This window comes from Micromonospora sp. NPDC000089 (genome assembly GCF_042899365.1).
In the GTDB taxonomy this organism is placed as follows: Bacteria; Actinomycetota; Actinomycetes; order Mycobacteriales; family Micromonosporaceae; genus Micromonospora.
The window spans coordinates 261,154-282,749 of record NZ_JBIAZT010000004.1 but is presented as its reverse complement, the minus strand read 5'-3'; the positions used below and the strand labels follow the sequence as shown (position 1 = coordinate 282,749).

The window sequence follows — 21,596 nt, the reverse complement described above, 5'->3', positions numbered from 1 at the left end:
GGGGAGGCGGCCGAGAGGGTACGGGCGGGCTCGGGCGAAGGGGCGAAACCCTCACCTTCCACCAAAGGGTGCGAAACCATGGTTTCCTCCGAGTACGTCCGGAGGGATATTAGGCCTCACAAGCCGCGCATCGCCGGGAAACCGCGAAAAACGGACTCGGTGTACGTCAGGCGATCGCCTGCCACCAGCCGTCCACCGTCGGCGGATCGTCCACCACCACCCGCTCGCCCGGCCGGGGCACCGCGATCCGCACCCCCCGGGCCTTGGCCTCGGCCCAGAGCCGGTCCACCGGCTCCGACCAGTCGTGCAGGGCCAGGTTGAACGTCGCCCAGTGCACCGGCAGCAGCAGCCCGCCGCGCAGGTCGAGGTGGGCGGCGACCGCCTCCTCGGGGAACATGTGGATGGTCGGCCAGGCCCGGTCGTACGCGCCGATCTGCATCAGCGTCACGTCGAACGGGCCGTGCTCGGCGCCGATCTCGGCGTACCCGTCGAAGTAACCGGAGTCGCCGGTGTAGAACACCTTCCGGTGCGCCCCGGCGACCACCCAGGAGCTCCACAGCGTGCCGTCGCGGCGCAGGCCCCGACCGGAGAAGTGCTGGGCCGCGGTGGCGGTGATCTCCAGCCCGCCGACCCGGTGGCTCTCCGACCAGTCCAGTTCGACGATCCGGCTCGCCGGCACGCCCCAGCGGTCCAGGTGGGCGCCCACGCCGAGCGGCATCAGGAACGGCGCCGACTGCAGCTCGGTGAGCGCCCGCACGGTGGCCAGGTCGAGGTGGTCGTAGTGGTCGTGCGAGATCAGGATCGCGTCGACCGGCGGCAGGTCGCCGAGGCGTACCGGGGGTTCGTGCAGCCGCTTCGGGCCGACCGCGGCCGAGGGGGAGCAGCGGTCGCTCCACACCGGGTCGACCAGCACCCGGCGCCCCTCGATCTCGATCAGCGCCGAGGCGTGGCCGTACCAGACGACGTTGAGCTCCCGCTCGGCGGCGGGCGCCGCGGCGGGACGCACCAGCGGCACCGGCGCGGTCGGGTGCCGGCGCTGCTTGCCGAAGATCAGCTCCCGGACCAGGTTGCGGCCGGGCTCGCCGCCGACCGTGGTGCGGGTGGCCGCGCGGTTGTGGAAGGTGCCGTCGCGGAACTGCGGCGAGCGGGCCGCCCGCTGCGCCCTCGCCCCGGTCAGCCGGCCGCCGAGCTGGGCCGGAACGTCCCGGGCCGCCCAGGCCAGGCCGGCCGCCGCGGCCAGCCCCGCCATCCGCCACAGCCGGCCGCCGCCCGCCCGCTCGACGTCCCGCCCCGCTGGTTCCCGCATCGCTTCCGCCCCTCCGCCGTGTCCCGCGCAGTACACGGTAGCCACGCCGGGCACCGGCCGCCCAGGCTTACCCCGGCCAACCTCCCGGCCGGGCGCGCACCTGCCCGGACAGGAGGGGGCCGGCCCCCGACCCCGGGACGCCGGGGCGGGGGCCGGTCGAGGTCAGCGGATCCGGCGCAGCAGGGCCCCGCCGGCCGAGGCCGCCGAGCCGCCCACCGACCGGGCCAGCTTCGGCAGGTCGGGCAGCCAGCCGCCGCGTACCGCCTCGCCGGCCGGGTTCGGCGCGAACACCGCACCCTCGTGCGGCGCCACCCGGCGGTTCGTCAGGCCGCCGAGCTTCATCAGCGGCACCACCAGCGCGTCGAAGACCGCCGGCAGCGCGGTGAAGCCGAACCGCATGAGCACGTTGACCCGACCCACCGACACCTCGCGGCGCGGCCGGTCGGCGATGTCCACGATGGCCCGGGCCACCCGCTCCGGGGTGGTGATCGGCAGCGGCGGCCGGCCCACCCGGCCCACGTAGTTGGCCGCCTGCTGGTAGACCGGGGTGTCCACACTGCCCGGCGTGACCAGGCAGACGTGCACCCCGGGCAGCTCGCGGGACTCCTGCTGCAGCGCCCGGGCCAGCCCCTGCAACCCCCACTTGCTGGTCACGTAGCCGGTCATGTACGGCGCGGTGATGTGCCCGAGCACCGAGCCGGTGAGCACCAGCACCCCCGCGCCGGCGTCCCGGAAGTGGCGCAACGCCACCCGGGCGGCCCGGGAGGCGCCCAGCAGGTCGGTGCGCACCACCTGCTCGAAGACCTCCTCGGGCACCTCCTCGAACCGGCCGTACGCCATCACCGCCGCGGTGTGCACCCAGACGTCGATCCGGCCGTACCGCTCGGTCGCCGCGTCGGCCAGCGCGTCGAGCGCGCCCGGCTCGGTCACGTCGGTGGGCACCTCGTACGCCTCGCCGCCCGCGTCGGCGCACTCCCGGCGTACCTGGGCCAGGGTCTCGGGGGCGCGGGCGGCGAGGACCAGACGGTCCCCGCGCCCGGCGAACTCCCGGGCGGCCGCGCGGCCGATGCCGCTGGTCGCCCCGGTGATCACCACCACCCGGCTCACGGTGCGAGCACGACCTTCACGCACCCGTCGGACTTCTCCTGGAACATCTTGTACGCCTGCGGCGCGTCGACCAGCGGCACCCGGTGGGTACGCAGGTCCTCCACGCCCAGCGGGTCGTCGTCGCCGGAGAGCAGCGGCATGATCTCGTCGGTCCAGCGCCGCACGTGGCACTGGCCCATCCGCAGCTGGATGCCCCGGTCGAACATCTCCATCAGCGGCATCGGGTCGACCTCGCCGCCGTACACGCCGGAGATGGAGACGGTGCCGCCGCGGCGGACGGCCTTGAGCGCGGCCTTCAGCACGACCAGCCGGTCCACGCCGACCTTGTCGGTCATCGTCTGGGCCAGCTTGTCCGGCAGCAGCCCGGCGGCGGTCTGGGCGAGCTTGCCGGAGGTGGAGCCGTGCGCCTCCATGCCGACCGCGTCGATCACCGCGTCCGGGCCGCGCCCGTCGACCAGGTCGATCAGCGCGCCCGGGACGTCGTCGAGCTGGCTGACGTCGAGCGTCTCGATGCCGTGCCGGCGGGCCATCTCCAGCCGCTCCGGCACCAGGTCCAGGCCGATCACCCGGCCGGCGCCGAGGTGCCGGCCGATCCGGGCGGAGAGCTGGCCCACCGGGCCGAGCCCGAACACGGCCAGGGTGCCGCCGCGGGGGGTGTCCGCGTACTTCACCGCCTGCCAGGCGGTGGGCAGGATGTCGGACAGGTAGAGGTAGCGCTCGTCGGCGCCGGTCTCCGGGATCTTCACCGGGCCGAACTGCGCCTGCGGGACCCGCAGGTACTCGGCCTGGCCGCCGGGGACCGAGCCGTAGAGCGAGGTGTAGCCGAACAGCGAGGCGCCCTTGCCCTCGGCGGTCACCTGGGTGGTCTCGCACTGGGCGTAGAGCTGCCGCTCGCACATCCAGCAGTGCCCACAGGAGATGTTGAACGGGACGACCACCCGGTCGCCCTTCCTCAGCCGGGTCACCCCGGAGCCGACCTCCTCGACGATGCCCATCGGCTCGTGCCCGAGGATGTCACCGGGCTTCAGGTACGGCCCGAGCACCTCGTACAGGTGCAGGTCGGAGCCGCAGATGGCGGTGGAGGTGATCCGCACGATCGCGTCGGTCGGCTCCTCGATCCTCGGATCCGGGACGTCCTCGACCCGCACGTCCCGCTTGCCCTGCCAGGTCAGTGCCTTCATGCCGTCTTCCCCTCTCGGTGCCGTCCATGGGACTGCTACCCGGGTGGGAACGCTTGAACCGGCCGCCCGACCAATGAGACCCGCGGCGCACCCGCGGCGCCCGGAACCCAACGACCGCCGCACCCCGTGGGGGGTACGGCGGTCGCCGGGTGGAACGATCGAGCGGTCAGGAGCCGGGCGTGTCGCCGCGCTTGGTGGTGGCCGCCAGGTAGTCCCGGTTGAGCCGGCCGATGGTGTTCAGCGGGATGCCCTTCGGGCAGACCACGGTGCACTCGCCGGCGTTGGTGCAGCCACCGAAGCCGGCCTCGTCGTGCGCGTCCACCATGCCGATCACCCGGGTGTACCGCTCCGGCTGGCCCTGCGGCAGCAGCGAGAGCTGGGTGACCTTGGCGGCGGTGAACAGCATGCCGGAGCCGTTCGGGCAGGCCGCCACGCAGGCGCCGCAGCCGATGCAGGCGGCCGACTCGAACGCGGCGTCCGCGTTGGCCTTGGCCACCGGGGTGGAGTGCGCCTCCGGGGCGCTGCCGGTCGGCGCGGTGACGTAGCCACCGGCAGCGATGATCTTGTCGAAGGCGTTCCGGTTGACCACCAGGTCCTTGATCACCGGGAAGGCCCGCGCGCGCCACGGCTCGATGTCGATCGTCTCGCCGTCGCGGAACTGCCGCATGTGCAGCTGGCAGGCGGTGGTGCCGCGCTGCGGCCCGTGCGCGTCGCCGTTGATCATGAGGCCGCACATGCCGCAGATGCCCTCGCGGCAGTCGTGGTCGAAGGCGACCGGCTCGTCGCCTTGCAGGATCAGCCGCTCGTTGAGCACGTCGAGCATCTCCAGGAACGACATGTCCGGGGAGACGTCGTCGACCGGGTAGGTCACCATCCGACCCTTGTCCTCGGGGCCGGACTGGCGCCAGATGCGCAGGGTCAGGTTCACTTGTAGCTCCGCTGCGTGGGGTGGACGTATTCGAACTTCAGGTCTTCCTTGTGCAGCACGGCCGGCTCGTCGGTGCCGGTGTACTCCCAGGCCGCGACGTACGCGAAGTGGTCGTCGTCGCGCTGCGCCTCGCCGTCCGGGGTCTGGTGCTCGGCGCGGAAGTGGCCGCCGCAGGACTCCTCGCGGTGCAGGGCGTCGATGCACATCAGCTCGGCCAGCTCGAAGAAGTCGGCCACCCGGCCGGCCTTCTCCAGCGACTGGTTGAGCCCCTCGCCGTCGCCCGGCACCTTGACCCGCTGCCAGAACTGCTCGCGCAGCGCCCGGATCTCGTCGATCGCCTTGCGCAGCCCGGCCTCGGAGCGCTCCATGCCGCAGTGCTCCCACATGATCTGGCCCAGCTCGCGGTGGAACGAGTCGACGGTCCGGTCGCCGTCCACGGCGAGCAGCCGGGCGATCCGGTCCTCCACGTCCCGGCGGGCGGCGACCGCCTCCGGGTGGCTGGCGTCGACCGGCTCCTTCGGCGCGGCGGCCAGGTAGTTGGCCAGCGTGGTCGGCAGCACGAAGTAGCCGTCGGCCAGGCCCTGCATCAGAGCCGAGGCGCCGAGCCGGTTGGCGCCGTGGTCGGAGAAGTTCGCCTCACCGATCACGAACAGCCCGGGGATGGTGGACTGCAGGTCGTAGTCGACCCAGAGGCCGCCCATCGTGTAGTGCACGGCGGGGTAGATCCGCATCGGGACCTCGTACGGGTCCTCGCCGGTGATCCGCTCGTACATCTCGAACAGGTTGCCGTACTTGGCCTCGATCGCCGGGCGGCCCAGCCGGCCGATCGCGTCGGCGAAGTCGAGGTAGACGCCGAGCTTGGTCGGCCCGACGCCCCGGCCCTCGTCGCACACGTTCTTCGCGGCGCGGGAGGCGATGTCCCGGGGGACCAGGTTGCCGAAGGACGGGTAGATCCGCTCGAGGTAGTAGTCCCGCTCGTCCTCTCCGATGTCCTTCGGGCTGCGGTCGTCGTCCTTGGCCTTCGGCACCCAGACCCGGCCGTCGTTGCGCAGCGACTCGCTCATCAGGGTCAGCTTCGACTGGTGGTCGCCGGAGACCGGGATGCAGGTCGGGTGGATCTGCGTGTAGCAGGGGTTGGCGAAGTACGCGCCCTTGCGGTGCGCCCGCCAGGTGGCCGTGACGTTGCAGCCCTTGGCGTTGGTGGAGAGGTAGAAGACGTTGCCGTACCCGCCGGAGGCGAGCACGACCGCGTCCGCCATCTCGGTGCTGATCTCCCCGGTGACCAGGTCGCGCACCACGATGCCGCGGGCCTTGCCGTCGACGACGACCAGCTCCAGCATCTCGTGCCGGGCGTTCATCTCCACGTTGCCGAGACCGATCTGCCGCTCCAGCGCCTGGTACGCGCCGAGCAGCAGCTGCTGGCCCGTCTGGCCCCGGGCGTAGAAGGTGCGCTGCACCTGCGCGCCGCCGAAGGAGCGGGTGTCCAGCAGGCCGCCGTACTCGCGGGCGAACGGGACGCCCTGGGCGACGCACTGGTCGATGATGTTGACCGACACCTCGGCCAGCCGGTGCACGTTCGACTCGCGGGAGCGGAAGTCGCCGCCCTTGACCGTGTCGTAGAAGAGCCGGTGCACCGAGTCGCCGTCGTTGCGGTAGTTCTTGGCGGCGTTGATCCCGCCCTGCGCGGCGATCGAGTGCGCCCGGCGCGGGCTGTCCTGGTAGCAGTACGACTTGACGTGGTAGCCCTGCTCGGCCAGGGTCGCCGCGGCCGAGCCGCCGGCCAGGCCGGTGCCCACCACGATCACGGTCAGCTTCCGGCGGTTGGCCGGGTTGACCAGCTTGGCCTCGAAGCGGCGGGTCTCCCAGCGCTTCTCGACGGGGCCCTCGGGTGCCTTCGTGTCGGCGATCGGGTCGCCCTCGGTGAACAGATCCATGGTCAGGACACCAATCCGGTCAGTACGGCGAACGGGACCACCAGGTAGCCGGCGCAGAGCCCGACGGCCAGCACCAGCGCGCCGGCCCGCGCCCGGCGCTCACCCTTCGGGGTCTGCTGGCCCAGGCTGCGGAACGCGCTGAACGCGCCGTGCCGCAGGTGGAAGCCCACCGTGACGATGGCGAGGGTGTAGAAGAGCGTGACGTACCACCGCTCCGGCGCGAAGTCGGCGACCACGTTCCCGTACGGGTTGCTGGCGTCGCCGACCGGGTTCAGGTTGCCGGTGGTCAGGTCCAGGATGTGGTAGATCACGAAGAGCAGGATGATCACCCCGCCCCAGCGCATGGTGCGCGCCGCGTAGCTGCCCTGCACCTTCTTGCGGTGGGCGTACTTCACCGGGCGGGCGGCCCGGGCGCGCCGGGCCAGCACGGTGGCGGCCACGATGTGGGCGACCACGGCGACGGTGAGCACGCTGCGCTGGATCCACAGGTACCAGGTGGTGGGCAGCAGCGGCGTGCCGAGCTCCCGCAACCAGTGCGCGTAGTGGTCGAACGACGTCTCGCCGGTGAAGATCTTCAGGTTCCCCAGCATGTGGACGATGAGGAAGAGCACCAGGAGGATGCCCGTCACCGCCATGACGGCCTTCAGGCCGACGTTCGAGCGGATGGGCGACCGAGTTTTCGTGATTACCACACGACCGACGCTAGGAGCAGTTTGATCAGTCGTCCAATGCATCGACCTCGCAGCCTTGATAGCCATAGGCTATGTAGATGCAGCTCCATCAGCTGAGGTACTTCGTCGCGGTGGCAGAAGTACGACATTTCACCCAAGCCGCCGATCTGGTGGGCATCACCCAGCCCTCGTTGAGTAAGCAAATTCACGCCCTGGAGGGTGACCTCGGGGCGCCGCTGTTCGAGCGGGTAAGGGGAAACATCACCCTCACCGCCGCCGGCGAGGTGCTGCTGCCGTTGGCCGTCCGGATCCTGGCCGACGTGGACACCGCCACCCGGGAGGTGCAGGAGCTGGTCGGCCTGCGCCGGGGGCGGGTCCGGCTCGGCGCCACCCCCAGCCTGGCCACCTCGCTGGCCCCGCCGGTGCTGCGCCGGTTCCGCGACGCGCACGCCGCCGTCGACCTGCGGGTGGAGGAGGGCGGCTCGCAGGACCTGGTCCGCGACCTGCTCCGCGGCGACCTCGACCTCGCGCTGATCATCATGCCGGCCCAGGGCGCCGACCCCGGGCTGCGGGTCGACCCGATCCTGTCCGAGAGCCTGGTGGTCGCCTCGGTGGACCCGCTGCCGGCCGCCGCCGACGGCCAGTTGCGCATCACCGACCTGCGCGACCAGCCGCTGGTGATGTTCCGCGAGGGGTACGACCTGCGCGACGCCACCATCCAGGCCTGCCGGGAGGCCGGCTTCGAGCCCACCTTCTCCGTGGACGGCGGGGAGATGGACGCCGTGCTCAGCTTCGTCGAGGCCGGCCTCGGGGTGGCGCTGGTGCCGGGCATCGTGGTCGCCCGCCGCCCCGGCGTCCGGGTCACCCGGCTCGCCCCGCCCGGGGTGCGGCGCACCATCGCGGTGGCCCGGCGGCGCGACGTGGTGCCCACCCATGCCGGCCGGGAGCTGCGCCGGATACTGCTGGAGTATGTCCATGAGGCCACCGCCGGTGGTGAGCTGCCCCCGGGGGTCGAGCCGCTGTGACCCGGGCAGCAGCCGACCGGGTCAGCCGGGCCCCGGGCCACGCCGGCAGAGCCGGGCGGTGAGCAGTAGCACCACGACCTCACCGAGGCTCACCAGGCGTTCCAGCAGCCCTACCGCTGGCCGCAGTGGCGAGCCGACCAGGTAGGCGGTCACGAACGGAAGCAGCGCCGCCAGGCAGCAGGTCGCGGCCACCACCACGGCCGCCGCGCACCGCGCCGGATGCCGCACGGCGGCCAGCAGCGCGCCCGACGGTAGCCCGCACAGGGCGGCGACGGCGGCCCAGCGGTGGATGTCGCCGCCGGCCGTGGTGGCGGCGCCCACCGGGTCGCGCGGAAACATCACCAGCAGCGCAAGGCCCAGGCACCACGCGGCAAAGGCGGCGCGGACCGCGCGCGACCGGCCCGGCGGCCAGCCGGCGGGTCCGGCGAACGGGGCGAGCAGCAGCGCCGACCCGGCGGCCAGGGTGAGCACCGCCAGGTCGAACAGCCAGCCGCCCGGGGTCAGTGCGTAGTCGCTCAGGGTGTCCCGGACCGGGTGTACGCCGTGCACCGCCACGTGCAGGACGGCGAAGAGCAGCAGGCTCAGCCCCGTCGCGGCGAGCCCGGTGGCCCGCGCGGCCGTCCCGGCGCGGACGACGGCCGCGATCGGGCGCGCGGGACGGATGACGGTCACCGGCACTGCTCCTCCCCTCGCGGCGACGCGGAGGGAGCGGCGTTCCCCGCCCGGGGCTGCCCACACCACCCGGGCGGGTGACCGGGGCGCCGGTCGGGGATCTCCGACGATCAGCGTCGGGGCCGTCGGCCGCCTTCCGCGGACCCGTTGACCGTGGTGGTCGCCGACCGTCGTAGCTGATCGGTCGGATCCACCGCGAACGGGTGCCGGAGCCGCCGCATGCCCTCCGTGCTGCCGTCGAAGGCCGGGCCCGGCTCCTCGGGCCCGTCGCTGGCCGGCGTCGCGAAGAACAGCGCGGTTCGAACCGGGTTGGGTGAGTTCGGGTCGGATGAGGTCATGCGGGATCCCTGCTGCTGGGGGCGTACCTGGGCCGCGGGGCGGTTGCCGCCGTGCCGCGTGCTGAAGGTGGGCGCTCGGCGTCGGCGCCTCGATCACGTGGCCGATGACGAGCTGCCGCCCGGTGACATCGACAATCGCACCATACCCGGTGGAAGGCTCGTCATGCCCCGCCGCCGTACCCGGCGGGCGCGCTTCGACGAGGTGCGGCGAGCCACCCGACGGGTCGACCGGGCGGTCGCCCGGTCAGCGGCCCTCCGCCTCGTCCATGGCCCGATAGATCCGCTGCTCGGAGACCGGGTACGGGGTGCCGAGCGCCTGGGCGAAGACGTTCACCCGCAGCTCCTCGATCATCCAGCGGATCTGCCGGACGGCGGTGGCCTGCCGGCGGGTGGGCGGCAGCGCGGCGAGCAGGTCCGCGTACTCCTTCCGCACCACCGCGATCCGGTCCTGCTGCTGCCGGTCCCGCTGCGGGTTGCCGGGCAGCCGGTCGAGCCGCCGCTCGATCGCGGTCAGGTAGCGCAGCAGGTCGGGCAGGCGGGCGTAGCCGGCCTCGGTGACGAAGCCGGCGTGCACCAGGCCGGCGAGCTGCTGCCGGATGTCGGCCAGCGCGGCCACCACGGCCAGGTTCCGGGTGGCGCCGAGCCGCTGCTCCACCGCGTACCCGGCGGCCAGCACCCGGCGGACCCGGTCCATCACCTCGACCACGGTGTCGACCAGGTCGGCCCGGACCCTGTCGCGCAGCGCGGCGAAGCCGTCGGCGTCCCAGGCCGGGCCGCCCGCGTCGGCGATCAGCTTGTCGATCGCCGCGCCGGCCGCGTCCTCGATCAGCTGCTGCACGCCACCGTGCGGGTTGCGGCTGAGCGCCAGCTTCGCCTCGTTGCTCAGCCGCCCCTGGAGGAACTTCGCCGGGGACGGCACGGTCAGCCGCAGCAGTCGCCGGGTGCCGGCCCAGTGCGCGGCCTCCTGCTCGGCCGCGGAGTCGAACACCTTCACCCCGACCGTGGCGCCCTCGTCGACCAGCGCCGGGTACGCGGTCACCGCGTACCCGGCCCGGACCTGCTCCACCGTGCGCGGCAGGGTGCCGATCGACCACTCCCTGAGGCCGGTCCGGGCCACGTCCGGCGCGGCGGCCGCGACGACCTGGCGTACCTCCTGGCGGAGCTGGCGCTGCAGGGCAATGAGGTCCTTACCCTCGGCGACCGGCTTGTTCTCCTCGTCCAGCACCCGGAAGCCGACCCGCAGGTGGGCGGGGAGCCGGGCGGTGTCCCAGGCGTCCCGGGGCACGGTGACCCCGGTCATCCGGCGCAGCTGCCGGGTGAGCGCGTCGAGCAGCGGCTCCTCACCGGCCGGCATGGCGGCCAGCGCGGCCCGGGCGTAGTCGGGCACCGGGACGAAGGTGCGCCGGATCGCCTTGGGCAGCGACCGGATCAGCGCGACGACCAGCTCCTCGCGCAGCCCGGGCACCTGCCAGTCGAAGGTCTCCGCCGGCACCTGGTTGAGCAGCGGCAGCGGGATGTCGACGGTGACGCCGTCGGTGGGCGCGGTCGGGTCGAAGGTGTACGTCAGCGGCAGCGTCACCCCGTCGGCCCGCCACTCGTCCGGGTAGTCGTCCTCGGCGACCCCGCCGCGGCCGGCGTTGACCAGCAGCTCCCGGGTGAAGGTCAGCAGCTCCGGCTGCTCCCGGCGGGTCTTCTTCCACCAGGAGTCGAAGTGCCGGCCGGAGACCACGTCGGCCGGGATCCGCGCGTCGTAGAAGGCGAAGATCGTCTCGTCGTCGACCAGGATGTCCCGCCGGCGGGCCCGGTTCTCCAGCTCCTCGATCTCGGTCAGCAGCCGCTGGTTGTCCCGCCAGAACTGGTGGTGGGTCTGCCAGTCACCCTCGACCAGGGCGTGCCGGATGAACAGCTCCCGCGACAGGCCCGGATCGATCCGGCCGAAGTTCACCTTGCGGGAGGTGACGATCGGCATCCCGTACAGGGTGACCTTCTCGTAGGCCAGCACCGCGGCCTGCTTCTTCTCCCAGTGCGGCTCGCTGTAGCTGCGCTTGACCACGTGCTGGGCGAGCGGTTCCACCCACTCCGGCTCGATCCGGCCGTTCACCCGCCCCCACAGCCGGGACGTCTCCACCAGCTCGGCGGCCATCACCCAGCGCGGTGGCTTGCGGAACAGCGCCGAGCCGGGGAAGAGCGCGAACTTCGCGCCCCGGGCACCCAGGTACTCGTGCTTCTGGGCATCCTTGAGCCCGATGTGCGACAGCAGCCCGGGCAGCAGCGACTGGTGCACCTTCGGGGTGTCGATCTCCTCCGGCAGGTCCGCGGCCGGGCCGCGCCGGCCACCGTCGGCCTGCCGCCCCTCACCCTTCTCGGGGGTACGCAACACCTGGCGCAGCTGGCTGACGATGTCCTGCCACTCGCGTACCCGCAGGTAGTTGAGGTACTCCGCCTTGCACAGCCGGCGGAACGCGCTGGAGGACAGCTCCCGCTGCTGCTCCCGCAGGTACCGCCACAGGTTCAGGTACGCGACGAAGTCCGACTCCTTGTCGGCGAAGCGGGCGTGCGCCTGGTCGGCCTGGGCCTGCTTGTCGGCCGGCCGCTCCCGCGGGTCCTGGAGCGACAGCGCGGCGGCGATCACCACCACCTCGGTGGCGCAGCCGTTGCGCTCGCCCTCGATCACCATCCGGGCCAGCCGCGGGTCGACCGGCAGCTGGGCCAGCCGCCGGCCCAGCTCGGTGAGCCGCTTCGCCGGGTCGGTCTCGGCCGGGTCGAGCGCGCCCAGCTCGTGCAGCAGGTTCACGCCGTCGGTGATGTTGCGCTTGTCCGGCGGGTCGATGAACGGGAAGGCGGCCAGGTCGCCGAGCCCGATCGAGGTCATCTGCAGGATGACCGAGGCCAGGTTGGTGCGCAGGATCTCCGGGTCGGTGAACTCAGGCCGGCTGGCGAAGTCCTGCTCGTCGTAGAGCCGGATGCAGATGCCGTCCGAGGTCCGGCCGCAGCGGCCCTTGCGCTGGTTGGCGCTGGCCTGGGAGACCGGCTCGATCGGCAGCCGCTGCACCTTGAGCCGGCTGGAGTAGCGGGAGATCCGGGCCGTGCCCGGGTCCACCACGTACTTGATGCCGGGCACGGTCAGCGAGGTCTCCGCGACGTTGGTGGCCAGCACCACCCGGCGCCCGCTGTGCGCGGCGAACACCCGGTGCTGCTCGGCGGCGGAGAGCCGGGCGTACAACGGCAGGATCTCGGTGCCGAGCAGGGAGCGCTTGTTCTGCACCAGCTTGCCGAGCGCCTCGGCGGTGTCCCGGATCTCCCGTTCGCCGCTGAGGAAGACCAGGATGTCGCCCGGCCCCTCGGCGGCCAGCTCCTCGACCGCGTCGCCGATCGCCTGGATCTGGTCGCGGACGTTCTCCTCGTCGGCGTCGTCCTCGTCGGTCTCGGTGACCTCGACCAGCGGCCGGTAGCGCACCTCCACCGGGTATGTCCGGCCGGAGACCTCGACGATCGGGGCCGGGTTGCCGTCCGCGTCCGCGAAGTGCTGGGCGAACCGGTCGGTCTCGATGGTGGCCGAGGTGATGATCACCTTGAGGTCCGGCCGGCGGGGCAGCAGCTGCCGGACGTAGCCGAGGATGAAGTCGATGTTGAGGCTGCGCTCGTGCGCCTCGTCGATGATCAACGTGTCGTACTGCCGGAGCATCCGGTCGGTCTGCAGCTCGGCCAGCAGGATGCCGTCGGTCATCAGCTTGACCAGGCTGCGATCGCTCACCTGGTCGGTGAAGCGCACCTTGTACCCGACCACGTCGCCCAGCTCGGTGCCCAGCTCCTCGGCGATCCGGTCGGCGACCGTCCGGGCGGCCAACCGGCGTGGCTGGGTGTGCCCGATCAGGCCGGTGATCCCGCGCCCCAGCTCCAGGCAGATCTTCGGCAGCTGGGTGGTCTTGCCGGAGCCGGTCTCGCCGGCCACGATCACCACCTGGTGGTCGCGGATCGCGGCGGCGATGTCGTCCCGCCGCTCGCTGACCGGCAGCTGCGGCGGGTACGTGATGCGGGGCACCGCGGCCCGTCGGGTGGCCAGCCGCGCCTCGGCCCGGTCCACCTCGGCGGCGATCTCGGCGAGGGCGTCGTGGCGGCGCTGCGGCTCCCGCAGGCGGCGGACGCCGTCCAACCGCCGTTGCAGACGGCGCTGGTCACGGAACATCAGGGCGGGCAGGCGGCGGTGCAGCTCGCGGGCGAGGTCGGGCGCGGCGGCGGCGGGTGGAGTCTGCATGTCGTCGCCAAGGATAGGCAGGCCGCCGCGCGACCGCCCCCGGGTTACCGCGCGACCGCACGCCCGCCGCGCCGCTCCGGCCGCGCCGCCCGGGGACGGCGGGTCCACCGGACTAGAGTGGCGGCCGACCGCCACCCCGCGAACGGAGGCCAGATGAAGGAGACCGACCGGGCCCTGGTGCAGGCCGCCACGGCGGTGGCGAAGCTGCGCTGCCGCAGCGAGAACCACACCGTCGCGGCCGCCGTGCGTACCGTCGACGGCCGGGTCTTCACCGGGGTGAACGTCTTCCACTTCACCGGCGGCCCGTGCGCCGAGCTGGTGGCGCTGGGCGCCGCCGCCACCCAGGGCGCCGGGGAGCTGGAGACCATCGTCGCCGTGGGTGACCGGGGCCGGGGCGTGCTGGCGCCGTGCGGTCGCTGCCGGCAGGTGCTGGCGGACTACTTTCCGTCGATCCGGGTGATCGTCGGCCCGATGGACGGGCTGCACGCGGCGTCGATCGGTGACCTGCTGCCCGAGACGTACGTCTGGGCGGACCAGCAGCCCGTGCCGGCGCTGACCGTGCGCACCGGGCAGTGGCCGATGCCGGCGGTGCCCGGCAGCCGCCCCGCCGCCGAGGACTGATTCGACCCGCGCCGTCGGCCGGCTCGCGGCACCTCTGGTGCTCGGCGTGGACGCGCCCGGTGCGGGCAACCACGACCTCGCGGTCACCCGTTCGTACTGGGACTCGCTGCCCGACCTGGTCCGCTACCACCTGCGCTGCCGGTGGTCGACACGCTGGTGCCGATCGCTCAGAAGCGCACCATCGAGGGGCTGGTGATGGGCGCGGAGTGAGCCGCCGGGTCAGCCGGCGTGGGCCGGCCGGGCGCGCAGCGCCCGGACCGCCCAGTCCAGCACCGGTGCCAGGCTCTCCACCGGGGGCCATCCGTTCACCACGGCGAGCAGGTGCTCGTACCGCTCCCGCCGGGGATCGCCGGCCGCCTCCAGCCGCTCCAGCAGCCGCCGCCGCAGGTCGGCGCCGTCCGGCCGCCCGCAGAGCCGGGCATACCGGGCCGCCACCCGGGCCAGGACCGGGTCAGCTCCGGCCGAGGCCGGCGGTACGCCGGCGGCCAGCGCCGGGGCGACCTCCTCCCGGACCACGGCGACCGCGTCCCGGCGTACCCCCTCGACGCCCGCCCGGTCGGCCGCGTGCTGCTCGGCCAGCCGGCGCAGGCCGGCCCGGAAGCCGGGGTCCAGCACCAGTTCGGCCAGCTCCACCCACGCCTGCACCTGCGCCTCGTCCGGGTCGTCGGGCAGCTCCGGGGTGAGCGAGCGGCGGATTCCCGCGAAGCCGGGGTCGGTCAGGCCGGTGAACGTGGCGTCCAGGAACTCGTCGACCAACCGCCGCCGCTCCCGCGCGGCCAGCCCGGCCAACCGGTGCAGCAGCTCGGCCTCGGCCGGGGTGGATCCGCGCCGGGCGATCACGGTCAGCACCGCGCGACGTGACCGCAGCACCCGGATCTGCGCGGCCAGCGCGTCCGCGTGAGCCGCCGCGACCTCGCCGAGCGTGGCCTCACGAGCCACCACCCGGCGCACCGTGGGCAGGTCCACGCCCAGCTCGCGCAGCGTGCGTACCAGGTCGAGCCGGGCCACCGCCTCCGGGCCGTACCGCCGGTGGCCGGTCGGGCCCCGGTCGGTGGGCGGCACGATCCCGCGATCGGACCAGAACCGGATGGTCTTCACCGGCACCCCGGTCCGCCGGGCCAGGTCGCCGATCCCGTAGCGCTCGTCGTCGTCCATGCCCGCCACCCTGCCGCCTCCCCCCGGTGGAGGCGCAAGCCCACCGGGGGAGGTCGAGTTAGGTATGCCTTACCCGTTCAGTTAAGGTTAGGCGTACCTAATCGGAAGGCGCATTCCCCCGTGACCACCCTCGCCGTCCGGCCCGCCCGGGCCGACGTACCCGCCCGCCGCGGCGCCCCCCGCCGGGTCGCGGTCACCCTGGCCGCGGCGCTGCTGCTGCTCCTGGCGCTGCTGGCCAGCCTGGCGCTCGGCAGCCGCCACCTCCCGGTGGACCAGGTCTGGCTCGCGCTGGTCGCGCCGGACGCGGGCGACGCCACCACCGTGGTCCGCGAGCTGCGGGTGCCGCGTACCGCGCTCGGGCTGGTGGTCGGGCTCGCGCTGGCGCTGGCCGGGGTGCTGTTCCAGGCGGTCACCCGCAACCCGCTGGCTGAGCCGCGCATCCTCGGCGTAAGCGCCGGCGCATCCTTCGGCGTGGTGCTGGCCATCGCGGTCTTCGGCGTCAGCACGCTCGCCGGGTACGTCTGGTTCGGCATCGCCGGCGCGCTCCTCGCCGGGCTGCTGGTCTTCGCCGTGGCCAACCGCACCCGCGACGGTGCCAGCCCGGTCACCCTCGCGCTGGTCGGCGCGGCCCTCGACGCCGGTCTCGGCGCGATCGTGTACGCGCTGCTCAGCATTGACGCCCGCACGTTCGAGGAGTACCGGTTCTGGGTGGTCGGCGGGCTCACCGGCCGGGACGTCGGGGTGGCCGGGCAGGTGCTCCCGTTCGTGCTGGCCGGGGTGCTGCTCGCCGCGCTGGCCGCCCGGGGGCTGGACGCGTTGGCCCTCGGCGACGACGTGGCCCGGGGGCTGGGCCACCGGGTGGGGCTGGTCCGGCTGGCCGCCGGCGGCGGGGGCGTGCTGCTCACCGGCGCCGCGGTGGCCGCCGCCGGCCCGATCGCCTTCGTCGGGCTGGCCGTGCCGCACCTGGCCCGGGCCCTGGTCGGCGCCGACCACCGGTGGACCCTGCTGGTCGCCGCGCTGCTCGGCCCCGCCCTGGTCCTCGCCGCCGACGTCACCGGCCGGCTGGTCGCCCCGCCCGGCGAGATCCCCGCCGGCATCATCACCGCCCTCCTCGGCGCCCCCCTCCTCGCCATCCTGGTCCAGCGCACCAGGCAGGTGACCCCATGACCACCCCCCACCCCCGCTCCCACCCCCGTTCCCGCGATCTTGCAGTTTGTGCCCCGGCGAATGAGACAGAAGCCGCATCCGAGGGGCCACAAGTGCAAGATCGCCGGGGTCGGGGTCGGGGTCGGAGCAGGGGCCGGCCCGCGGGTACGGCGGGGAAGGCGCTGTTGCAGGTGGGGCCGGTGGTCGTGCCGTTCCGGTGGCGGCCGGTGGCGGTCGCCGGGGTGCTGCTCGTGCTGCTGGTCGCCGCGGTGGTGCTCAGCCTGTCGTTCGGGACGCCGTACGTTGCGCCGGGCGACGTGGTGCGGTCGCTGTCCGGGGCGGGTACGCCGTACGACCTGGTGGTGCGGGACCTGCGACTGCCCCGCGCGGTGCTCGCGGCGCTGGCCGGGGCGGCCTTCGGAGTGGCCGGCACGCTGATCCAGAGCGTGGCGCGCAACCCGCTGGCCAGCCCCGACGTCATCGGCGTCACCCAGGGCGCCGGGCTGGCGGCCACGATCGCGCTGACCAGTGGCGCGGCGGCGGTGCTGGTGGCGCCGGCGGCGCTGCTCGGCGGCCTGGCCGCGGCGGTGCTGGTGTTCGCGCTCGGCGCCCGGCACGGCCTGGCCGCCCAGCGGTTCGTGCTGGCCGGGGTGGCGGTGGCGTTCGCGTTCCGGGCGCTGACCGAGGTGGTCATGCTCACCGCCGAACCGATCGAGGGGCTGCGCGCCCAGCTCTGGCTGATCGGCACGCTGGCCGGCAAGGGCTGGACCGAGGCCGCCTGGGTCGCCGGGACACTCGCCGTGCTGCTGCCGGTGCTGCTCTGGGCCGGTTGGGCGCTGCGCACCTCGGCCCTGGACGACGACACCGCCCGGGGGATCGGGCTGCGCCCGGTGGCCCGGCGGATCGGGCTGGCCGGCGCCGGCGTGCTGGCCGCCGCCGCGGTCACCGCCCAGGTGGGGGCCGTGGACTTCGTGGCGCTGGTCGCCCCGCAGGTGGCCCGCCGGCTGGTCCGCGCCGAGCGGCCGCCGCTGCTGTGCGCCGCGCTGCTGGGCGCGCTGCTGCTGGTGCTCGCCGACCTGGCCGGCCGCCGGCTGTTCGCGCCCACCCAGCTGCCGGCCGGTGTGCTCACCGCGGCCATCGGCGGCCCGTACCTGATCTTCGTGTTGCTGCGCACCCGAGGGAGGCGGTCGTGACCGCGCTGCTGTCCACCCGCGACCTGGTCGTCGGCTACGAGGGCCGGCTCGTGCTGGACGGGCTGGAACTCGACCTGCCGGCCGACGCGTTCACCGTGATCGTCGGCCCCAACGCCTGCGGCAAGTCGACCCTGCTGCGCACCATGGCCCGGCTGCTCACCCCGCGTCGCGGCGCGGTGCTGCTCGACGGGGCGCAGATCCGCGACCTGCCCACCCGGGACGTGGCCCGCCGGCTCGGCGTGCTGCCGCAGAGCCCGCTGGTGCCCGAGGGGATCACCGTGGCCGACCTGGTCGGGCGGGGCCGCCAGCCCTATCAGCGCTGGTGGCGGCAGTGGTCGACCGAGGACGGCCGGGCCGTCGACGAGGCGATGCGGCTGGCCGACGTCGCCGGGCTGGCCGACCGCCCGGTGGACACCCTCTCCGGCGGGCAGCGCCAGCGGGTGTGGATCGCGATGACCCTGGCCCAGGACACCGACGCGCTGCTGCTGGACGAGCCCACCACCTTCCTCGACCTGGCCCACCAGGTGGAGGTGCTGGACCTGCTGCACCGGCTGCGCGCCGAGCGGGGCCGCACCGTGGTGGCCGTGCTGCACGACCTCAACCAGGCCGCCCGGTACGCCGACCACCTGGTCGCCATGCGTGACGGCGCGGTGGTCGCCGCCGGGCCGCCGCGGGAGATCCTCACCGCCGGCCTGGTCCGCGAGGTCTTCGGGCTCGACTGCGTGGTCGTGCCCTGCCCGGTGACCGGCGCCCCGCTGGTGGTGCCCGGCAACCCGGCCGGCGCCACCCCACCGAGCACCACTGCCGCCGTCGCCTCCGACCGTTCGGCGGAGCGTGCACCCGCACCGGCGAGCCGCTCTACCCACGCACCGGCCGACACGCCGGCCCACCCCGACACCGACGACGCGGACGGTCCGCGCGTCGGGACGTACCCGAGAGGAACCTGATGCGTCGACTCGCCGCCACCCTCACCGCGGCCCTCGCCCTCGGCGTCGGTCTCACCGCCTGCGGCGAGAGTGACCCGGTCGCCGGCACCGCCGGCGGGGAGACCCGCGAGATCGCCCACGCGATGGGCGCCACCACGGTGCCCGCCGAGCCCAAGCGGGTGGTGGTGCTCGACACGGACAAGATCGACACCGCGCTCTCGCTGGGCGTCACCCCGGTCGGCGCGGCGACCGCCGGCGAGGCGAAGAGCTGGCCCAGCTACTTCGGCGCGGACAAGCTGGCCGGCATCAAGGAGGTCGGCGTGCTCACCGAGCCCGACCTGGAGGCGATCAACGCGCTGAAGCCGGACCTGATCCTGGGCAGCAAGTTCCGCCAGGAGAAGTTCTACGACGAGCTGTCCGCCATCGCGCCGACCGTGTTCACCGAGAAGGTCGGCGTCACCTGGAAGGAGAACTTCCTCCTCGACGGCGCGGCACTCGGCAAGGAACAGCAGGCCAAGGACCTGCTGGCCGGGTACGAGAAGCGGGCGAAGGAGTTCGGCGCGAAGCTCGGCGACGCCGCGTCGCGCAAGATCTCCATCGTGCGCTTCATCCCGGGCAACATCCGGGTGTACGGCCCGGAGTCGTTCTCCGGCATCGTGGTCGGTGACACCGGCCTCGGCCGACCCCAGCGGCAGCTGCTGGAGGGCAAGGAGGACAAGCGCTTCGACCTGGTCAGTGCCGAGCGGGTGAACGAGGTCGACGGCGACGTGGTCTTCGTGACCGCGTACGGCGAGAAGGCCGCCGCCGAGCAGGCCAAGGTCACCGCCGGCAGCCTCTGGCAGGGCCTGTCCGCGGTCAAGGCGGGCAAGGCGCACGTGGTCTCGGACGAGGTCTGGATGACCGGCATCGGCGTGGGCGCCGCCAACAAGATCCTCGACGACCTGGCAAAGCACCTGACCGCCTGACCGCCCCCGCCCCGCCCGCCCCCGCCCCGCCCCGCCCCGCTCGCGCCCGCCGCGCTCGCCGCGCTCGCGCCCGCCGCGCTCGCGCTCGCGCCCGCGCCCGCGCCCGCCGCGCCCGCGCTCGCGCCAAGATCGTGCTACTTCCTGGATGTAGTGGCCTCGACCTCGTTTGGAGGCCACTACATCCATGTTCGAGGGTGATCTTCGGCCGCCGGCGTCCGTCGGCGGAATGTGGGCAGGGTGGGGGATCAGGGGCGCGGGCGGGGGTGGTGGCCGCGGGAGCGGAGCGCGCCGCGGACCTCAGCGAGGAAGCCGTCGAAGTCCTCCCGGAGGCGCTTCCCGGTGACGTGCAGGACGATCCAGTCTCCACCGAGCAGCTGGTTGAGTCGGCGGCGGTCCCGGTGGAACTGCTCCGGATCGTCGTGCCAGAGCCCGTCGTACTCGACCGCGACCCGGAACTCCGGCCAGGCCAGATCGAGCCGGGCGACGAAGCGCGCTCCGTTGGCCACCACCCACTGGGTCTGCGGGCGGGGCAGCCCGGCCAGCACCAGCCGAACCCGGGTACGGGACTCCTGGGGTGACTCGGCCCCGGCGTCGGCAAGGTCGACTGCGCGAAGCAGTGAGCGCCAACCCCGCTGCCCGGCCCGGGCCAGCGCGTACTCGCGCAGTGTCGGGACATCGACCATCCGGCGGGCCAGCAGGCCGTCGATGATCGTGACCGCCTCGACGACGTCGAGCCAGCGAGCGAGGTCCCAGCAGGTCCGCGGCACCGCGGTGACCAGCAGGCCGGCCCGGTCCCGCACGTCCTCGGGGGTCACGTCGGCACGGTGGACCCGTAGCCCGGCCACCGGGCCGCGCCGCACGGCGACCGGTGCCGCGCGCGAACCCGAACCCGAACCCGAACCCGAACCCGAACCCGAACCCGAACGTGGGCCCGAGCCGGGCGAGCAGTCCGGCGGTTGGTCCGGTGCGTGGTCGATGGCGTGGTCGGGTGGGCGGACGACAGGGACCAGCACGTCCACCGGCTCTGTCGGATCGACCTTCCCGACGCCGTAGAGAGCGGCGGCGGAACGGCCGGCCACGGCGGTCCCGGCAGGGACCAGCCAGCGGATGATCGCGTGACACCGGTCCCGATGGGTGATCGACAATTGGGAGTCGGCATAGACGTCCCGGAACAGGGCGCGCCACGCCGAGCTGCGGAGATCGTTACGGCTGAGCAGGCCACGGGAGACGGCCACCGACCCGCGGAAGATTCGGCCGCGTAGTTCGGGAGGTCGACGGGGTGCCTTCGGCATGTGCGCCAGGCTGTCAAAATCTCGTACCCGTCGCCGTCCCCTGTGGATAACCCTTCATGATCACGCTGTAACAGGGATGTAGTGGCCTCCCGTGCGATCGGAGGCCACTACATCCAGGATCGAGCGTGATCTTGCCGAATAGGCACGCTCCGCGGTCGCGCGCGGGTGAGTGGGTGGGGTGGTGGTGCGTGTGGGAGGGTCAGGCGGCGGTGGACCAGATGGCGCGGAAGGCGGCCGCCTCGCCGGCCAGCCACTGCTCGATCTGCTCGGGCTTGGCGTGGTCGGGCATCCGGTGCGCCTCGCCGCGGCGCACGTCGACCAGCACCGGTTCGGCGTGCGGCAGCACCGCGTCCATGTGCCGGCCCATCAGGTGCAGGGTGGCCAGGGTGACCTCCTCGCTCGGCGGCGCCTCGTCGAAGTACAGCCGGATCGCCTCGGCGCGGCCGTCGGCGTATCGCACGCCGAACTGTGGGTTGATCTTCACGGGCAGGTCGCCCAGCATGGCCAGCGCCTCGCGGGCCTGGGCCAGGTCGACGCCGGCCGGCTCGCCGAGCGAGCGCAGCCAGCGGGTCGCGCCCGGCACCAGCGCCTCGTAGAGCGGGCGCCAGCGTGGCTTGACCACGTCGGCGACCCCGGCCAGGTGGGTGCCGCCGGTGTGGAATGCGACGTCGGCCTTGAGCGCCTTGACGAACTGGCCGTGCGGATTGAAGCCGTGCCGGCTGGCGCGCTGCTTGCGCAGGCCGCCGACGAAGGTGGCCTTGGTGGGCCCGGTGCGGTCGACGTACCGGGTGAAACCGAGGAGGGTGGCGTACGGCGTGAGGGGGGTGGAGATGGGCGCGGTCACGAGCGTCCTCCCAGGTCAGGAACTCGATTAGTACATA

18 protein-coding genes are annotated in these 21,596 nt (G+C 73.6%); 6 read left to right on the top strand and 12 right to left on the bottom strand.

The window, feature by feature from the left end; all coding sequences use genetic code 11:
• Window positions 1-166: 166 nt before the first annotated feature.
• The 6 genes from ACFY3U_RS10900 to ACFY3U_RS10875 form a co-directional block, all read right to left on the bottom strand.
• The gene (locus ACFY3U_RS10900; protein ID WP_387198452.1) at window positions 167-1,306 is read right to left on the bottom strand and encodes an MBL fold metallo-hydrolase; all 1,140 of its coding nucleotides are present in this window, start codon (window positions 1,304-1,306) and stop codon (window positions 167-169) included.
• Between the two features lie 162 nt (window positions 1,307-1,468).
• Complete coding sequence (locus ACFY3U_RS10895) at window positions 1,469-2,413, bottom strand: SDR family NAD(P)-dependent oxidoreductase (protein ID WP_387198449.1); 945 nt, start codon at window positions 2,411-2,413, stop codon at window positions 1,469-1,471.
• Window positions 2,410-3,594: a zinc-dependent alcohol dehydrogenase gene (locus tag ACFY3U_RS10890; protein ID WP_387198446.1), complete on the bottom strand. Its 1,185-nt coding sequence runs from the start codon at window positions 3,592-3,594 to the stop codon at window positions 2,410-2,412. Before ACFY3U_RS10890 ends, ACFY3U_RS10895 begins: the two co-directional genes overlap by 4 nt.
• A gap of 166 nt (window positions 3,595-3,760) precedes the next feature.
• Window positions 3,761-4,522: a succinate dehydrogenase/fumarate reductase iron-sulfur subunit gene (locus ACFY3U_RS10885; protein WP_387198443.1), complete on the bottom strand. Its 762-nt coding sequence runs from the start codon at window positions 4,520-4,522 to the stop codon at window positions 3,761-3,763.
• Window positions 4,519-6,456, bottom strand: coding sequence for a fumarate reductase/succinate dehydrogenase flavoprotein subunit (locus tag ACFY3U_RS10880; RefSeq protein WP_387198440.1), 1,938 nt, complete (start codon window positions 6,454-6,456; stop codon window positions 4,519-4,521). Before ACFY3U_RS10880 ends, ACFY3U_RS10885 begins: the two co-directional genes overlap by 4 nt.
• Window positions 6,457-6,458: 2 nt before the next feature.
• Window positions 6,459-7,190 (bottom strand): succinate dehydrogenase cytochrome b subunit, encoded by a 732-nt coding sequence (locus tag ACFY3U_RS10875; RefSeq protein WP_387198437.1) that lies wholly within the window; start codon window positions 7,188-7,190, stop codon window positions 6,459-6,461.
• 35 nt (window positions 7,191-7,225) lie between these two features.
• Between ACFY3U_RS10875 and ACFY3U_RS10870 the strand changes: the two genes are divergently transcribed.
• Window positions 7,226-8,152, top strand: coding sequence for a LysR family transcriptional regulator (locus ACFY3U_RS10870; protein ID WP_387198434.1), 927 nt, complete (start codon window positions 7,226-7,228; stop codon window positions 8,150-8,152).
• Window positions 8,153-8,173: 21 nt separating this feature from the next.
• Here ACFY3U_RS10870 and ACFY3U_RS10865 read toward each other — a convergent pair whose 3' ends face one another.
• The 3 genes from ACFY3U_RS10865 to hrpA form a co-directional block, all read right to left on the bottom strand.
• Window positions 8,174-8,824 carry a DUF998 domain-containing protein gene (locus ACFY3U_RS10865; protein ID WP_387198431.1) on the bottom strand — a complete coding sequence of 217 codons (651 nt, stop codon included), beginning with the start codon at window positions 8,822-8,824 and terminating at the stop codon, window positions 8,174-8,176.
• A 110-nt stretch (window positions 8,825-8,934) separates the two neighbouring features.
• Window positions 8,935-9,162 carry a hypothetical protein gene (locus ACFY3U_RS10860; RefSeq protein ID WP_387198428.1) on the bottom strand — a complete coding sequence of 76 codons (228 nt, stop codon included), beginning with the start codon at window positions 9,160-9,162 and terminating at the stop codon, window positions 8,935-8,937.
• Window positions 9,163-9,406: 244 nt separating this feature from the next.
• Window positions 9,407-13,417: an ATP-dependent RNA helicase HrpA gene (hrpA, locus tag ACFY3U_RS10855; RefSeq protein ID WP_387198425.1), complete on the bottom strand. Its 4,011-nt coding sequence runs from the start codon at window positions 13,415-13,417 to the stop codon at window positions 9,407-9,409.
• Between the two features lie 153 nt (window positions 13,418-13,570).
• Here hrpA and ACFY3U_RS10850 point away from each other — a divergent pair, with 153 nt between their 5' ends.
• On the top strand, window positions 13,571-14,038 hold the full coding sequence (locus ACFY3U_RS10850) for a cytidine deaminase family protein (protein WP_387198422.1): 468 nt from the start codon (window positions 13,571-13,573) through the stop codon (window positions 14,036-14,038).
• 219 nt (window positions 14,039-14,257) lie between these two features.
• Here ACFY3U_RS10850 and ACFY3U_RS10845 read toward each other — a convergent pair whose 3' ends face one another.
• Window positions 14,258-15,193 carry a MerR family transcriptional regulator gene (locus tag ACFY3U_RS10845; protein ID WP_387198419.1) on the bottom strand — a complete coding sequence of 312 codons (936 nt, stop codon included), beginning with the start codon at window positions 15,191-15,193 and terminating at the stop codon, window positions 14,258-14,260.
• A 120-nt stretch (window positions 15,194-15,313) separates the two neighbouring features.
• Between ACFY3U_RS10845 and ACFY3U_RS10840 the strand changes: the two genes are divergently transcribed.
• From ACFY3U_RS10840 to ACFY3U_RS10825, 4 genes are all read left to right on the top strand, one after another.
• Complete coding sequence (locus ACFY3U_RS10840) at window positions 15,314-16,360, top strand: FecCD family ABC transporter permease (RefSeq protein ID WP_387198416.1); 1,047 nt, start codon at window positions 15,314-15,316, stop codon at window positions 16,358-16,360.
• Window positions 16,361-16,539: 179 nt separating this feature from the next.
• Window positions 16,540-17,532 (top strand): FecCD family ABC transporter permease, encoded by a 993-nt coding sequence (locus ACFY3U_RS10835; protein ID WP_387198413.1) that lies wholly within the window; start codon window positions 16,540-16,542, stop codon window positions 17,530-17,532.
• Complete coding sequence (locus tag ACFY3U_RS10830) at window positions 17,529-18,479, top strand: ABC transporter ATP-binding protein (protein WP_387198412.1); 951 nt, start codon at window positions 17,529-17,531, stop codon at window positions 18,477-18,479. Before ACFY3U_RS10835 ends, ACFY3U_RS10830 begins: the two co-directional genes overlap by 4 nt.
• Complete coding sequence (locus ACFY3U_RS10825; protein ID WP_387198409.1) at window positions 18,479-19,423, top strand: ABC transporter substrate-binding protein; 945 nt, start codon at window positions 18,479-18,481, stop codon at window positions 19,421-19,423. The genes ACFY3U_RS10830 and ACFY3U_RS10825 overlap by 1 nt, the downstream gene beginning before the upstream one ends.
• Before the next feature lie 245 nt (window positions 19,424-19,668).
• Here the strand turns inward: ACFY3U_RS10825 and ACFY3U_RS10820 are convergent, their stop codons facing one another.
• Entirely contained in the window at window positions 19,669-20,238 is a 570-nt protein-coding gene (locus ACFY3U_RS10820) for an endonuclease domain-containing protein (protein WP_387198406.1), read from the bottom strand.
• A gap of 676 nt (window positions 20,239-20,914) precedes the next feature.
• Complete coding sequence (locus tag ACFY3U_RS10815; protein WP_387198403.1) at window positions 20,915-21,559, bottom strand: hypothetical protein; 645 nt, start codon at window positions 21,557-21,559, stop codon at window positions 20,915-20,917.
• Window positions 21,560-21,596: the final 37 nt, after the last annotated feature.